11 protein-coding genes are annotated in these 13,147 nt (G+C 70.3%); 7 read left to right on the top strand and 4 right to left on the bottom strand.

The features are described from left to right. Positions 1–17 precede the first annotated feature (17 nt). Positions 18–878, top strand: coding sequence for a polyphosphate kinase 2 (gene ppk2, locus V5F59_RS24325; protein WP_393978972.1), 861 nt, complete (start codon positions 18–20; stop codon positions 876–878). Positions 879–1,009: 131 nt separating this feature from the next. Here the strand turns inward: ppk2 and V5F59_RS24320 are convergent, their stop codons facing one another. Both V5F59_RS24320 and V5F59_RS24315 read right to left on the bottom strand, forming a co-directional pair. Beyond that, complete coding sequence (locus tag V5F59_RS24320) at positions 1,010–2,197, bottom strand: MFS transporter (protein WP_393979751.1); 1,188 nt, start codon at positions 2,195–2,197, stop codon at positions 1,010–1,012. Positions 2,198–2,553: 356 nt separating this feature from the next. After that, positions 2,554–2,796: a hypothetical protein gene (locus tag V5F59_RS24315; protein ID WP_393978970.1), complete on the bottom strand. Its 243-nt coding sequence runs from the start codon at positions 2,794–2,796 to the stop codon at positions 2,554–2,556. A gap of 568 nt (positions 2,797–3,364) precedes the next feature. Here V5F59_RS24315 and treS point away from each other — a divergent pair. Together treS and V5F59_RS24305 are read left to right on the top strand one after the other, a co-directional pair. Further along, positions 3,365–6,655, top strand: a complete 3,291-nt coding sequence (gene treS / locus V5F59_RS24310) for a maltose alpha-D-glucosyltransferase (protein WP_393978968.1) — start codon at positions 3,365–3,367, stop codon at positions 6,653–6,655. 105 nt (positions 6,656–6,760) lie between these two features. Then, the gene (locus V5F59_RS24305; protein WP_393978966.1) at positions 6,761–7,066 is read left to right on the top strand and encodes a hypothetical protein; all 306 of its coding nucleotides are present in this window, start codon (positions 6,761–6,763) and stop codon (positions 7,064–7,066) included. Positions 7,067–7,077: 11 nt separating this feature from the next. On the opposite strand, the gene V5F59_RS24300 is transcribed toward V5F59_RS24305, so the two are convergent. Continuing rightward, the gene (locus V5F59_RS24300; RefSeq protein WP_393978964.1) at positions 7,078–8,034 is read right to left on the bottom strand and encodes a pirin family protein; all 957 of its coding nucleotides are present in this window, start codon (positions 8,032–8,034) and stop codon (positions 7,078–7,080) included. A gap of 255 nt (positions 8,035–8,289) precedes the next feature. Between V5F59_RS24300 and V5F59_RS24295 the strand changes: the two genes are divergently transcribed. The 4 genes from V5F59_RS24295 (at position 8,290) to V5F59_RS24280 (ending at position 11,419) form a co-directional block, all read left to right on the top strand. Next, the gene (locus V5F59_RS24295) at positions 8,290–8,454 is read left to right on the top strand and encodes a Flp family type IVb pilin (protein WP_393978962.1); all 165 of its coding nucleotides are present in this window, start codon (positions 8,290–8,292) and stop codon (positions 8,452–8,454) included. 25 nt (positions 8,455–8,479) lie between these two features. Continuing rightward, complete coding sequence (locus V5F59_RS24290) at positions 8,480–8,953, top strand: A24 family peptidase (RefSeq protein WP_393978960.1); 474 nt, start codon at positions 8,480–8,482, stop codon at positions 8,951–8,953. Between the two features lie 205 nt (positions 8,954–9,158). Next, positions 9,159–10,556 (top strand): leucyl aminopeptidase family protein, encoded by a 1,398-nt coding sequence (locus V5F59_RS24285; RefSeq protein WP_393978958.1) that lies wholly within the window; start codon positions 9,159–9,161, stop codon positions 10,554–10,556. A gap of 8 nt (positions 10,557–10,564) precedes the next feature. Further along, positions 10,565–11,419 carry a C40 family peptidase gene (locus V5F59_RS24280; RefSeq protein ID WP_393978956.1) on the top strand — a complete coding sequence of 285 codons (855 nt, stop codon included), beginning with the start codon at positions 10,565–10,567 and terminating at the stop codon, positions 11,417–11,419. Positions 11,420–11,474: 55 nt separating this feature from the next. On the opposite strand, the gene V5F59_RS24275 is transcribed toward V5F59_RS24280, so the two are convergent. Then, positions 11,475–13,139 carry a sensor domain-containing diguanylate cyclase gene (locus V5F59_RS24275; protein WP_393978954.1) on the bottom strand — a complete coding sequence of 555 codons (1,665 nt, stop codon included), beginning with the start codon at positions 13,137–13,139 and terminating at the stop codon, positions 11,475–11,477. Positions 13,140–13,147: the final 8 nt, after the last annotated feature.

Here is a 13,147-nt window from a genome sequence, read left to right as displayed (position 1 = left end):
AGAAGGAGGGAAACGCCATGGGACACAAGAACAGGCACAAGGGCGCCCAGAAGAACGCCGAAACTGAAAACAAGACCGCCGAGGACAAGGACATCGGCAAGCCCCAGCCGCTGAAGCGCAAGGCCTATGAGGGGGAGCTCAAGCATCTCCATGCCGAGCTGGTGAAGCTTCAGCTCTGGGCCAAGCACACGGGCGCGAAGATCTGCATCATCTTCGAGGGCCGCGACGGCGCCGGGAAGGGTGGGGTCATCAAGGCCATCCTGGAGCGGGTGAGCCCGCGCATCTTCCGGGTGGTGGCCCTGCCGCCTCCCACGGAGCGCGAGAAGTCGCAGATGTTCATCCAGCGCTACGTGCCGCACCTGCCGGCGGCGGGCGAGATCATCATCTTCGACCGCTCCTGGTACAACCGCGCCGGCGTCGAGCGCGTGATGGGCTTCTGCCCCGAGGAGCAAGCGAAGAAGTTCCTCGCGGGCGTGCCCTACGTGGAGCAGGCCATCGTCGAATCGGGCGTGATCCTGCTGAAGTACTGGCTGGAGGTTTCCGAGGAGGAGCAGACCCGCCGCATGGAGAGCCGTATCGACGATCCGCGCAAGATCTGGAAGCTCTCGCCCATGGACCTCGAATCCTATTCGCGCTGGTACGATTATTCCCGCGCCCGGGACGAGATGTTCGAGGCCACCGACACCATGTGGGCGCCCTGGTTCGTCGCCTTTTCCGACGACAAGAAGCGGGCGCGGCTCAACATCATCTCCCATCTGCTCTCGCGCATCCCCTATGAGGAGGTGCCGCGGGAAAAGATCAAGCTGCCCAAGCGCCAGAAGGACCCCGACTATGTGGAGGCGGACTATGCCCGCCACCGCGTGCCGGAGCGATTCTAGAGCGCGGCCTGGTCATGTGGAACCGTTGTGCGGCGCCACATGATGGGGACACGCCCTCCACATGGAGGAATGGGAACGTATTGTCCGGCCAGATCGCCGCGCCATCTGGCCGGGGCGGGCTCTGACGGCGATCACGATGGACCGAGCGCGGGCGCGGGGCGTGCCTCCGGTGCCGCGCGTCGCACCCTCACATCCATGAGATGGGAGAGGACGGCGAGGACGAGGGCGGCCACCGCGATCGCCGCCCCCATGAGCGGAAGATCGCCGTAGGGCACACCGAAGGTGAGGGCGAGACCGCCCGCCCAGGCGCCGATGGCGTTGCCGAAGTTGAACGCCCCCTGGTTCAGGGTGGAGGCAAGGCTCGGCGCCTTCGCGGCCTCGTTCACCACCCGCATCTGCAGCGGCGCGATGAGGGTGAAGGCGGCCACGCCCCACACGAACAGGGTGACCGCCGCCGGCACCACCGCCCGGCTGGCGAAGGTGAACAGCAACAGCAGCGGGATAATGAAGGCGATGACGCCGATCACGGAGGGCATCAGCCGCCAGTCCGCGAGCCGCCCGCCGAGGAAATTGCCGCAGGTGAGCCCCACGCCGAACAGCAGGAGCATCAGCGTCACCCCGTGGGTGGTGAGGCCCGTCACCTGCGTCAGCAGCGGCGCGATGTAGGTGAACACGCCGAACAGGCTCGCCGAAGACAGGATCGAGATGAGCATGGCGAGGATCACCTGCCGGCTGCCGAGCGAGCGGGCCTCCTGGGCGAGGCTCACCGCCGGGATGGGCAGCCGGCGGGGCAGGAAGGCGGCGAGGGCCGCCGCGGCGGCGAAGCCGATGACCACCACCACGAAGAAGGTGCTGCGCCAGCCCATCGCCTCGCCCAGCGCCGTGCCGGCCGGCACCCCGAGCACGTTGGCGAGCGTCAGCCCGGCGAACATCATGGAGATGGCCTGCGCCTTGCGCCCCGGCAGCACGATGGAGGCCGCCACCACCGCGCCGAGGCCGAAGAAGGCGCCATGGCAGAGCGCGGTGAGCACCCGCGCGCCCATCAGCAGCCAGTAGGAGGGGGCGAGCGCGCACAGGAGGTTGCCCAGGATGAACACGCCCATGAGCAGCAGGAGCGCGCGGCGCCGGTCCATGCGGGCGGTGGCGATCGCGAGGAAGGGCGAGCCGAACGTCACCGAGAGCGCATAGCCGGTGACGAGCAGGCCGGCCTGGGGAATGCTCACCCTCAGGTCCGCCGCCACCTGGGGCAGAAGCCCCATGATGACGAATTCCGTGGTGCCGATGCCGAAGGCGGCTGCGCCAAGGGCAAGGAGCGGCATGCGCGGGTTGCCGGTCGCGGGCGGACGGGAGGCGGATTCCTGATGATGGCCGGTCACGAATGACTCGGCGGCGGGCTGTGCGGACATGGCGGCCTTCGGGGCTTAAGGCGTCGGAGCCGGCACGGGCGCGGGGCGCCACGCAAGGACCGGGATTCGCCCCGAAGTTTATGCCGCACTGCAACATAAGCCAAATGCAAAGGGGGCCACCCCGCCCCTGACGGAACGCATGGGAGCGACACCCCGGCGATGGACAGGAGGCCGAACGCGCAGCGCCCTCGCCGCCTGCGGAACGCAGGCGGCGAGGGCGCGGATCGAAGCTGATCTTGAAAGGAGGCGAACGCCGCGCCGGGCGGCGGTCACATGAGGCGGCGGCTGGTCTCGGGGACGAGCTTCATGACGTCCGCGAAGGTCTCGAAGGCGACCCAGGCGCGGCGCTGCAGATCGGGCAGGCGGGCAGCCTCCATCTGGTCCAGCAGCATTTCGGCATGCTCGCGGACCGGGTGCGACCGCACGAAGCCGATGGCGTCGTCGAGCGAGCGCAGCACGATGCAGGAACCATCGACGCAGATCTTCAACGGACGGCGGGTAGCTTCAAACATGGTCGATCCTCCGTGGGAAGGCAGCGGCGTGGCTGCGTTCTTCTCTTCTGCCCGGCCATGACCGTCCGCCGCGTCCCTCATTTGGGGGGAGGCCAGTTTTCGACGCACATGACCGGATGGCGGGCGTGGAGGCTCCCGAAGCCCGCCTGACCCGTAAAACGCGCAGGTGGGCGCCGTGTTCCCGGCTTCCAGAAAAATTTTCCGCAGGTCCCCGGCATCCTTCATTTTTGGGATGCGATGCGGCGCAAAAGACCGGACAAGGAGAGCGCGCATCCTCGTTTTCGGATCCCCGGGGAGCGCCAGCCGGACGGCGTTCCCCCGCATGCCGTCCGGCTGCCCCAATCCGCCGGCAGGATGCGCGGACATCTCCTCGGGCCGCCGTCACCGCGCCGCGAGGGTCGGAACCGCCACGCTCCAGCAGCGTTGCTTCGATGGGTCCCAATACCCCGCGCCCCGGCGGTCCAGGCTCCCCGTGATCGCCGCGCCGGCGACGCTGCCCCGCCCTCCCGTCCCGCAGCGCCGCGCACCGTCCGCGCCTGTGCCCGCGCCAACGAAAGGGTCTTCCCGCATGCCCGAGCCCGTCACCGCCGGCGATGATCCGCTCTGGTACAAGGATGCGATCATCTACCAGCTCCACGTGAAGTCCTTCTTCGATGCCAATGACGACGGCATCGGCGACTTCAAGGGGCTCATCTCCAAGCTGGACTACATCGCCGACCTCGGCGCCACCGCCGTCTGGCTGCTGCCCTTCTATCCCTCGCCGCGGCGGGACGATGGCTACGATATCGCGCTCTACGAGGGCGTCTCCCCGGACTACGGCACCATGGACGACGCCCGCCGCTTCATCGCCGAGGCGCACGCGCGCGGGCTGCGCGTCATCACCGAGCTCGTCATCAACCACACCAGCGACCAGCATCCCTGGTTCCAGGCCGCGCGGCGGGCGCCGAGGGGCGCGCCGGAGCGGGACCTCTATGTGTGGGCCGACGACGACAAGGGCTATCCCGGCGTGCCCATCGTCTTCTGCGACGTGGAGAAATCGAACTGGACCTTCGATGAGGTGGCCGGCCAGTATTACTGGCACCGCTTCTACGCCCACCAGCCGGACCTCAATTTCGACAATCCGCAGGTGCTGGAGCGCGTCGTCTCCATCATGCGCTTCTGGCTCGACATGGGGGTGGACGGCCTCCGGCTCGACGCCGTGCCCTACCTCGTGGAGCGCGAAGGCACCGACTGCGCCAACCTGCCCGAGACCCACGAGATCCTGCGCCAGATCCGCGCCCATCTCGACGCGCACTACAGCGGCCGCATGCTGCTCGCCGAGGCCAACCTCTGGCCGGAGGACACCCAGCAGTATTTCGGCGCGGCGGACGAATGCCACATGGCGTTCCACTTCCCGCTCATGCCGCGCATGTACATGGCCATCGCCAAGGAAGACCGCTTCCCCATCACCGACATCCTGCGCCAGACGCCGGAGATCCCCGCGACCTGCCAATGGGCCATCTTCCTGCGCAACCACGACGAGCTGACGCTGGAGACGGTGACCGACGCCGAACGCGACTATCTGTGGAACGTCTATGCGGCGGACCGGAGGGCGCGCATCAACCTCGGCATCCGCCGCCGCCTCGCCCCCCTGCTGGAACGCGACCGGCGGCGGGTGGAGCTGATGAACTCCATCCTCCTCACCATGCCCGGCACGCCGGTGATCTATTACGGCGACGAGATCGGCATGGGCGACAACATCCACCTCGGCGACCGCGACGGCGTGCGCACGCCCATGCAATGGTCGCCGGACCGCAACGGCGGCTTCTCCCGCGCCGATCCCGAGCGGCTGGTGCTGCCGGCGATCCAGGACCCGCTCTACGGCTTCACCGCGGTGAACGTGGAGGCGCAGCAGCGCGACGCCCATTCCCTGCTCAACTGGACGCGCCGGTTCCTGGCGATGCGCAAGGAGCACGCCGCCTTCGGGCAGGGCAGCTTCCGCCTCGTCTTCCCACGCAACCGCAAGGTCCTCGCCTATCTGCGCGAGCACGCGGGCGAGGCGGTGCTGTGCGTCGCCAATCTCGCCCACACGCTGGAAGGCGTGGAGCTGGACCTGCCCGAGTTCGAGCGCCGCGTTCCGGTGGACCTCGTCAGCGGCACCAGCCTGCCGGCGCTGGCGCGCGGCCCCCTCGTGCTGACCCTGCCGCCCTACGGCTTCTACGCCTTCCACCTGTCGGCCACGGCGCCGGAGCCCGCCTGGCGCGCACCGGAGCCGGAGGCGCTGCCGGAATTCGCCACCCTGGTGGTGCGCGACGGGCTCATGGACGCCCTTTCCGATCGCCACCGCCCGGTGATCGAGCGGGAGGCGCTGCCGCACTACCTCGCCCGCCGGCGCTGGTTCGCGGGCGGCGACGGACATCTCGCCGCGCACCTCGGCTTCACCATGCGGCTCCCGGGCACCCAGCGCGAGGTGGTGCTGGTGGAGATCGAGGCCCGGAGCGCCGGCCGCATGGACCGCTACCTCATGCCCCTCTGCATCACCTGGGAAGACGAGCATCCCCCCGCCATCGCCGAGCAGCTCGCCCTCACCCGGGTGCGGCAAGGCCGGCGCGTGGGCTATCTCACCGATGCCGCGGCCCTCGGCGGCCTGCCCCATGCGGTGGTGCGGGCGCTGAAGCAGAAGGAGCCGGTGCCGCTGCCGGATGGCGGCGCCCTCCATTTCGCGCCCATGAACGCCCTCGCCGCGATCGAGGTGGAGCGCCTGGCCGAGACCCGCCTCGAGGACTCGGACGAGCCGGCGGGCAGCATCGTGCTGACCGACCGCATCGCCGTGAAGCTGTTTCGCCACGTGGACTTCGATCGCACCGGCGAGGAGGAGATGGCACGCCATCTCACCCGCATGAACTTCCCTCACGCGCCGGCGCTCCTCGGCGCCATCACCCGCGCGGATGCGCAGGGACGGCACGCGCCGGTGATCCTGGTCCATGCCTTCGTGCGCAACCAGGGCAACGGCGCCGACTGGCTCGCAGCGCAGCTCGCCCGCGCCCTCGATGCCGCCACCAGCCTCAGCGATGGCGCCCGCCAGCGCTTCGACGAGGAGGTGGCCGGCCTGCTGCCGCTGCTGCGCAGCGTGGGCCGGCGGCTCGGCGAACTCCACACCCTCCTCTCGGGCCCGAGCGCGGACCCCGCCTTCGCGCCCGGTTTCGCCGACGCGGCGCAACGGTCGCTCTGGCGGGAAGAGGCGGCGCACGCCATCGCGGCCGCCTGCGACGCCCTTCCCCTTCTCCTGCCCCTTCTCCTGCCCGTGGACCGGGAGGGGCCGGACGCCTCCGCCAGCCTGCGCCCGGCGCTGCTGGAGCGGCTCGGCCCGATCTTCGCGGACGAGGCGCCCGTCATCCGCATTCACGGCCGGTTCGGCCTCGACCATGTGCTGGTGGCGGGCAACGAGGCGGTGATCGTGGGCGCGCAGGGCGGGCGAGACGGCGCGCCAACGGGCGCAGGCGCGAAGGAAAGCCCCTGGCGGGACATGGCGAGCCTCCTCGCCTCCCTCGACGCGACGCTGGCCCGCACCGCCGCGGGCGAGACGGGGGCCGCGGCGCGGCAGGCGCCGGAGCTGCGGCGGGAGCTGCTGCGGGAATTCCGCAGCCGGGCGGAACGGGCCCTGCTTTCGGCTTATCTCGACCGGGCCGGGCCGGCGGGCCGCGCCCTGCTGGATGCCTTCCTGCTGGAGGAGCTCGCCCGGCGCATGGGCGATGCGGATGCAGCGCCCTCCGCCCGGACGGCCGCGGCAGCGTCCTTCCGCCGCCACGCCGCGCGCCTGCTGAAGACCGCGGACGAACCGGCGCCTCCCGCACCGGCCGATGCGGTTGAAACCACCTGAAGAAATCCCCTCGCCGGAACGCAACGGCCACGCCGCGCGTTGAATCACGATTAAGACCCACGATGCCGGAGCGTATGCCGTCCCGGCAAGTTGAAGGAGGCTTCGATGGGCCGACCGAACCCGGCAGCGGAGGCCGAGAACCGCAAAGCCGATGCCCGGCTGGACGAGGCGCTGGAGGAGAGCTTTCCCGCCAGCGATCCGCCCGCCATCCTCGGGGAGGATGCCCCGCTGCACACGCCGAAGGAAAAGAAGGACGAAACGGCGCGCGCCGCCGCCTGCGACCACAAGATCCAGGCGTCCCGCACCCTCGACGAGGCGCTCGACGAGAGCTTTCCCGCCAGCGATCCGCCGGCCATCTCCCAGCCCCACCACCCGGAGGACGACGAGGCCGACAACTGCCCGATCCCGTGACGCCGTGAGCGTCAGGCCCGCGGCATCTGCGGGCGAGGACGGCCCCGGCCGTCCTCGGGCAAGGGAATGAATTCGTCGTGATCCGAGGGGATGAGGTCGAACCGCCCGTCCCGCCACGCCTGCTTGGCACTCTCCAGCCGGTCGAGGTCGGAGGAGACGAAATTCCACCAGATATAGCGCGGACCTTCCAGCGGCGCGCCGCCCACCAGCATCAGGCGCGCCGGCGTCACCGCCCGGGCGCTGGTGGCAACGCCACGGCGCAGCACCAGCATCTGGCCAGGCGGGAAGATCGTGCCATCCACCTCAACCTCGCCTTCCAGCGTGAACAGCGCCCGGTCCTCATGGGTGGGGTCCACCGGCACCCAGGCGCCGGCGGCGAGGAGGATCTCCGCATAGGTGGCGGGCGAGGCGAGCTTCACGGGGGAAGAGGCGCCATAGGCTTCCCCCAGCACCACCCGCGCCGTCACCCCGCCATCGACCACGAGGGGCAACTCTTCCGAACCCGCGTGGAGGAAGGCGGGCGCGTCCTCCTCGTTGGCCTTCGGCAAGGCGATCCAGCTCTGGATGCCGAAAAGGGCGCCCCCTCGCTCCTTCACGGTGAGGTCGTGGCGCTCCGAATGGACGATGCCGCGGCCGGCGGTCATCAGGTTCACCGCGCCCGGCTCGATCACCCGCTGGCTGCCGAGGCTGTCGCGATGGATCATGCTGCCTTCGAACAGATAGGTAACGGTGGCGAGGCCGATGTGCGGATGCGGCCGCACGTCCTGCGCCTGGTGCGCGGTGAAGCGCACGGGGCCCATGCGATCGAAGAAGATGAAGGGACCGATCATCTGCCCCTCCAGTGAGGGCAGCACGCGGGCCACCTCCATGCCGCCGATGTCGTGGGCACGGGGAATGATCACGGTTTCCACCGCATCGCAGCTCGCGGCATCTCCGGGGACGGGATCGGGCGTGGGGGAAAAGCTCATCGGGCAAGGCTCATGACAGGCAAGCCTCGACAGGTTGAGGCCTCTGCGGCCGAATGTGGCGGCAACGCCGCTCCCGGTCAAAGGCCGTGCGGTCACGGTCGCGGGAGGAGAGCATTAACCTTCAACGCAGCCAGGGCGATGCCGCGCGCCACGATGCGGCCGTTTTTTACTTCCCCGCAAGGGGCGCCCCATAGCGTCGGCCCATTCCGGCCCACATGCAGGCCGGAGGAGCGAACGCCACCGGAACCCAAGCTCATGAAGCTTCTCTTCTCGCGCTTCATCAAGGAAGAGGACGGCTCGACCGCCCTCGAGTACGGCCTCATCGCGGCAGGCCTGTCCATCGCCATCGTCACGGTGCTGGTGCAGATCGCCTCGACCTTCGCGCGCCTCCAGTCGGCGACCGCGGCGGCCGGCCACTGACGCCGGGTCGAAGGAAATGGCGCACATGCAGGCTTCGGACCTCATCCTCCTCGGGCTCTACCCGACCGCCCTGTGCGCCGCGATCGGCACCGATCTCGCCTTCCGCAAGATTCCCAACCTTGTCGTGGGTTCCATCCTCGTCGGCTTCGTGGCCCTGTCCTTCCTCATGCCGTTGCCGGACCTCTCCCTGCGCCTCCTGGTGGCGGCGGCGGTCACCGGGCTCGGCTTCTCCCTGTTCGCGGAAAACGTGATCGGGGCCGGTGACGCCAAGCTCGCCGGCGTGCTCATGCTGTGGCTCGATCCCCTGCAGGTGCCCCTGTTCATCGCCGCGAGCGGCGCCATCGGCGCCTTCCTCACCCTCGCCGCCCGCGCGGAACGCAGCGGATTGAACGACGGCCTCGGCCTCCTCGCCTGCAAGCACAGCCTGCCCTATGGCGTGGCGCTCGCCGGCGCGGGCCTGATGCTCCTGCCCTTCTCCAGCCTCCTCCACGGCGGCTGACACCGTCGCCCTGAAGCGCGTTCGCGTGAGTGGCCCTGGCTCCGCGCCCGCCGCCACGTGATCAAACCGCGCCGATGCTGTAGACAGGGATCCGGCAAAGTTTTGTTCCAAGCGGCTCCGGTCCCGCCGGGGTCGCGAATGCTTGCGGTGCCGCCCCTCCCCCATACGGGAGCCATCCCCGGGGCCGGCGCCGAGGAGTTGTCCCATGCCCGTTGTCCCCGTGTCCGCCATTTCCCTGCCCGATTGCCTCATCCCGTCGTCCTCGTCCGCCTGGCCCGTGTGGTGCGTCTCCCGCGACGGCTTCGCAACGGCCGCTCTACCCAACGCCGCGCGCCGCTTCGCCACCGCGGCCGGCTTTACCGGCGAGGCCGGCAAGCTGCTGCTCGTGCCCGCAGCCGACGGCGGCATCGCCGGTGCCCTGTTCGGCGTCGCGGCCGGGGCAAAGGCGGACGCCTTCGCCGCCGGCGCCCTGCCGGGCCTCCTGCCGGCGGGCGACTGGACGCTGGAAGGCGAGATCGCCGAACCGCGGCTCGCCACCCTCGCCTTCGCCCTCGGCACCTATCGCTTTGCCCGCTACAAGAAGTCGCCCGCCCGCGTCGTGCGGCTGGTGCTGCCTGCGGGGGTGGACGCCGCCGACGTCACCCGCGCGGTGGAGGCGGTGACGCTCACCCGCGACCTCGTGAACACCCCCACCAACGACCTCGGCCCCGCCGAGCTGGAAGACGCCGCCCGCGCCCTCGCGGCCCGGCACGGGGCACAGTTCCGCTCCATCGTGGGCGACGCTTTGCTGGCGCAGAATTTCCCGCTGATCCATGCGGTGGGCCGGGCCTCGCCCAATGCCCCGCGCCTCATCGAGATCCGCGCCGGCGACCCCGCCCATCCCAAGGTGACGCTTGTGGGCAAGGGCGTGTGCTTCGACACCGGCGGGCTCGACCTCAAGCCCTCCGCCGCCATGCTGCTGATGAAGAAGGACATGGGCGGGTCGGCCAACGCCCTTGGCCTTGCCCACCTCCTGCTCGCCCGCGGCGCGAAGGTGAACCTGCGCGTGCTGATCCCGGCGGTGGAGAATTCCGTCTCCGGCGCCGCCTTCCGGCCCGGCGACGTGCTGAAGAGCCGCAAGGGCCTCTCGGTGGAGATCGGCAACACCGACGCGGAGGGCCGCCTCGTGCTCGCCGACGCCCTGGCGCTTGCCGACGAGGAAGCGCCCGAGCTGATCGTGGATTTCGCCACCCTCACCGGTGCCGCCCGCGTCGCGCTTGGCCCGCAGCTGCCGCCCGCCTTCACCCATGACGAGGCGCTCGCCGCCGATCTCTCCCGCCACGCCATGGCTGAGGCGGATCCCCTGTGGCGCCTGCCCCTGTGGGCGCCTTATGCGGGCATGCTTGAGTCCAAGATCGCCGACACCAACAACGTCTCCTCCGGCGCCTTCGCCGGGGCCATCACGGCGGCCCTGTTCCTGGAGAAGTTCGTGAGCGCGGCGAAGGCGTGGCTGCACCTCGACATCTTCGCCTGGAACCCGAGCGCGCGCCCGGGGCGGCCCGAAGGCGGGGAGGCCCAGACCATCCGCGCCCTCGATGCCCTGCTCGCCGAGCGCTACGGCTGAGGCGCCCTATGCAGGACACCTTGAAGCTCGATCCCCGCCTCACCCCCGCCCGCCCGGACCTTGCCGCCAAGCACCTGGAAGGCCTCGTCGCCGCCCAGCGCTTCGTGGCGGGGGAGGAGCGGCGCGTGGTCGTGCCCGTCGCGCCGCTGAAGCGGCGCCCCGCCGGCGACGCCCCCCTGGAGACCGAGGCCCTGTTCGGCGAGGCCGTGGAGGTCTTCGATACCGATGCCGAAGGCTGGAGCTGGGTGCAGCTGAGGAAGGACGGCTACGTGGGCTACATGCCCGCCGAGGCGCTCGGCTCCCCCGGCATGGCACCGAGCCACAAGGTGGCGGCCCTGCGCACCTTCCTGTTCCCCGGCCCGGACATCAAGCTGCCGCCGCGCGATGCGCTGGTCATCGGCAGCCAGGTGGCGGTGCGGGAATTGCGCGGCGCTTTCGCCGTGACCTCGGACGGCTTCCTGCCGGCGGTGCACCTCGCCGCGCTGGAGGCGCAGGAGGCGGATTTCGTGGAGGTGGCGGCCCGCTTCCTGGGCGTGCCCTACCTTTGGGGCGGGCGCTCCAGCCTCGGCATCGATTGCTCGGGCCTGGTGCAGTCGGCGCTTGCCGCGACCGGCATTCCCGCTCCGCGCGACAGCGACATGCAGGAACATGGGCTGGGCGAGGCGGTGCCCGTCGACGCCCCGGTGAAGCGCGGCGACCTCCTCTTCTGGCCCGGCCACGTGGCCATCGCCGAGGATGCGGAGACCCTCCTCCACGCCAATGCCTTCCACATGGCCGTGGCACGGGAGCCGCGCGCCGGCGCGCTCGCCCGCATCGCCGACGCGGGGCTCGCCCTGCGCGGCATTCGGCGCCTCGCGCCCTGAGGCACCGGAATCCGGGCGCGCCCTGCGTAGGACCATGTTCCCCGTCCGCCCGGGCTCAGCCCGGGTGGCTTCGCTCCTCGTGTGTGCCGTTGACCTGGACGACTACCCGGTCGCGGCCGGTGCGCTTGGCCTCGTACAAAGCGGCGTCGGAAGCGGCCACCAGGGCGTCCGGGTTACCTTCCGGCGTGGGCACCGTCGAGGCGATGCCGAAGCTCGCGGTGAGGCGGCGGCGCGGCGCGCCGGGATGGGAGATGGCGAGGTCGACCAGCAGCCGGCGCACGTCCTCCGCAAAGGCGATGCCCGCACGGGCATCGCCGCCGATGATGAGCACGATGAACTCCTCGCCGCCGTAGCGGGCGACGAGATGGGAGGTCCCCGCCGTCGCCGCCGCAAGGATCCGCGCCACCGATCGCAGCGCCTCGTCCCCGGCCATGTGGCCGAAGGTGTCGTTGAACGCCTTGAAGTGGTCCACGTCCAGCATCACCAGCGTCAGCGGGATGCCCTCGGTGCGGGCGCGCACCCAGTCCTGGGAGAATTGCACGTCGAACGTGCGACGGTTGGCAAGGCCGGTAAGCCCATCCGTGCGCGCCAACGATGCGAGGCGCCCGTTGATGGTCCGCAGCTCTGAATTACGCTGCGAGAGGCGCTGCGCCATGTCGTCCACCGCGCGGACCAGCGGGGTGAACTCGCGCACGCCGATATCCTTCACCCGCTGCGTCTCGCCCCGCCCCACGGCGGAGACCGCGCGGGTGAGCCGCGCGATGGGCGCGATCACCATCTGCTCGGCCGCGACCCAGGACAGGAGCAGGAAGCAGGCGAGGGCCACGAAATGCGCCGCCGCCGTGGTCAATATCTTCCGGTCGATGGGAGCGAGCACCCGATCCGTGTCGGAGCCCACCACCACCCTCAGGCCGAGGCCGGGGAAGCGGCTGAAGGCATGGACGCGCGATTTCCCGTCAAACCCCGGCAAAGTGACCACCCCCTCGTCGGCGGCCAGCACGGCACGGGTGAGCGGATGATCCGGGAAACGGTGCTCCACCACCTCGGAGAGGGCCGGATAGCGCACCAGCACCGTGCCGCCCTCGCCCACCACCTCCACCACCACGCCGGATTCCACCGCGCTGCCGGCGGCGATGCGCGAGAGCCACTGGAGGTCCAGCACCACCCCCACCAGCGCAACCGGCTCCCCGCCCGCGCCCCGCTCCGCCCGCAGGAGAAAGACGGAATTCCGCCCGCTCACGCGGGAAACGAGCATGTCCGTCATGTAGATATCCTCGGACCGCATCGCCTCCTGGAAATAGGGCCGGTCCGACAGGTCGACGCCCATGGCCAGGGCCACGTGGGCGCAGCGCACATCGCCTTCCGGCGACGCGATGAAGATGCCCTGGATGCCCGCCACCTCGTTCACGAGACGCGTCACGAAGCGCACGCAGGCGGCGGGCTCCTGAAGCAGATGGGCCGCATTGCGCGAGACCACGTCGAGCACGGTGCGCGCCCGCGTCACCCCTTCCGATTGCGCGAGGGTCGCCCTGCGCGTCAGGTCGCGCACGTCGTCCTCGACGCCGACGATCAGCTCGCGCCGGTCGGAGAGCAGCGCCAGCATCCGCTCGGCAGACAGGGGCAGGGCGACGATGAAGATCAGGAACAGGATGCGCAGGCGAAGACTGGAGCGCCGCGGCACCTCCACGGATGGCGCTTCGAGGCTACTCCCTTCGACCATCGCTCGGC

It is taken from the genome of Xanthobacter nonsaccharivorans, assembly GCF_043194755.2.
Taxonomy (GTDB): domain Bacteria; phylum Pseudomonadota; class Alphaproteobacteria; order Rhizobiales; family Xanthobacteraceae; genus Xanthobacter; species Xanthobacter autotrophicus_G.
Note: the sequence above shows the minus strand (reverse complement) of the source record. Positions and strands in the feature narration are given on the sequence as shown.

What these genes read in the sequence shown, in the direction of transcription:
- ppk2 (WP_393978972.1), top strand. Translation starts at nt 18, where the DNA reads ATGGGACACAAGAACAGGCACAAGGGCGCCCAGAAGAACGCCGAAACT.
- V5F59_RS24320 (WP_393979751.1), bottom strand. Translation starts at nt 2,197, where the DNA reads ATGCCGCTCCTTGCCCTTGGCGCAGCCGCCTTCGGCATCGGCACCACG.
- V5F59_RS24315 (WP_393978970.1), bottom strand. Translation starts at nt 2,796, where the DNA reads ATGTTTGAAGCTACCCGCCGTCCGTTGAAGATCTGCGTCGATGGTTCC.
- treS (WP_393978968.1), top strand. Translation starts at nt 3,365, where the DNA reads ATGCCCGAGCCCGTCACCGCCGGCGATGATCCGCTCTGGTACAAGGAT.
- V5F59_RS24305 (WP_393978966.1), top strand. Translation starts at nt 6,761, where the DNA reads ATGGGCCGACCGAACCCGGCAGCGGAGGCCGAGAACCGCAAAGCCGAT.
- V5F59_RS24300 (WP_393978964.1), bottom strand. Translation starts at nt 8,034, where the DNA reads ATGAGCTTTTCCCCCACGCCCGATCCCGTCCCCGGAGATGCCGCGAGC.
- V5F59_RS24295 (WP_393978962.1), top strand. Translation starts at nt 8,290, where the DNA reads ATGAAGCTTCTCTTCTCGCGCTTCATCAAGGAAGAGGACGGCTCGACC.
- V5F59_RS24290 (WP_393978960.1), top strand. Translation starts at nt 8,480, where the DNA reads ATGCAGGCTTCGGACCTCATCCTCCTCGGGCTCTACCCGACCGCCCTG.
- V5F59_RS24285 (WP_393978958.1), top strand. Translation starts at nt 9,159, where the DNA reads ATGCCCGTTGTCCCCGTGTCCGCCATTTCCCTGCCCGATTGCCTCATC.
- V5F59_RS24280 (WP_393978956.1), top strand. Translation starts at nt 10,565, where the DNA reads ATGCAGGACACCTTGAAGCTCGATCCCCGCCTCACCCCCGCCCGCCCG.
- V5F59_RS24275 (WP_393978954.1), bottom strand. Translation starts at nt 13,139, where the DNA reads ATGGTCGAAGGGAGTAGCCTCGAAGCGCCATCCGTGGAGGTGCCGCGG.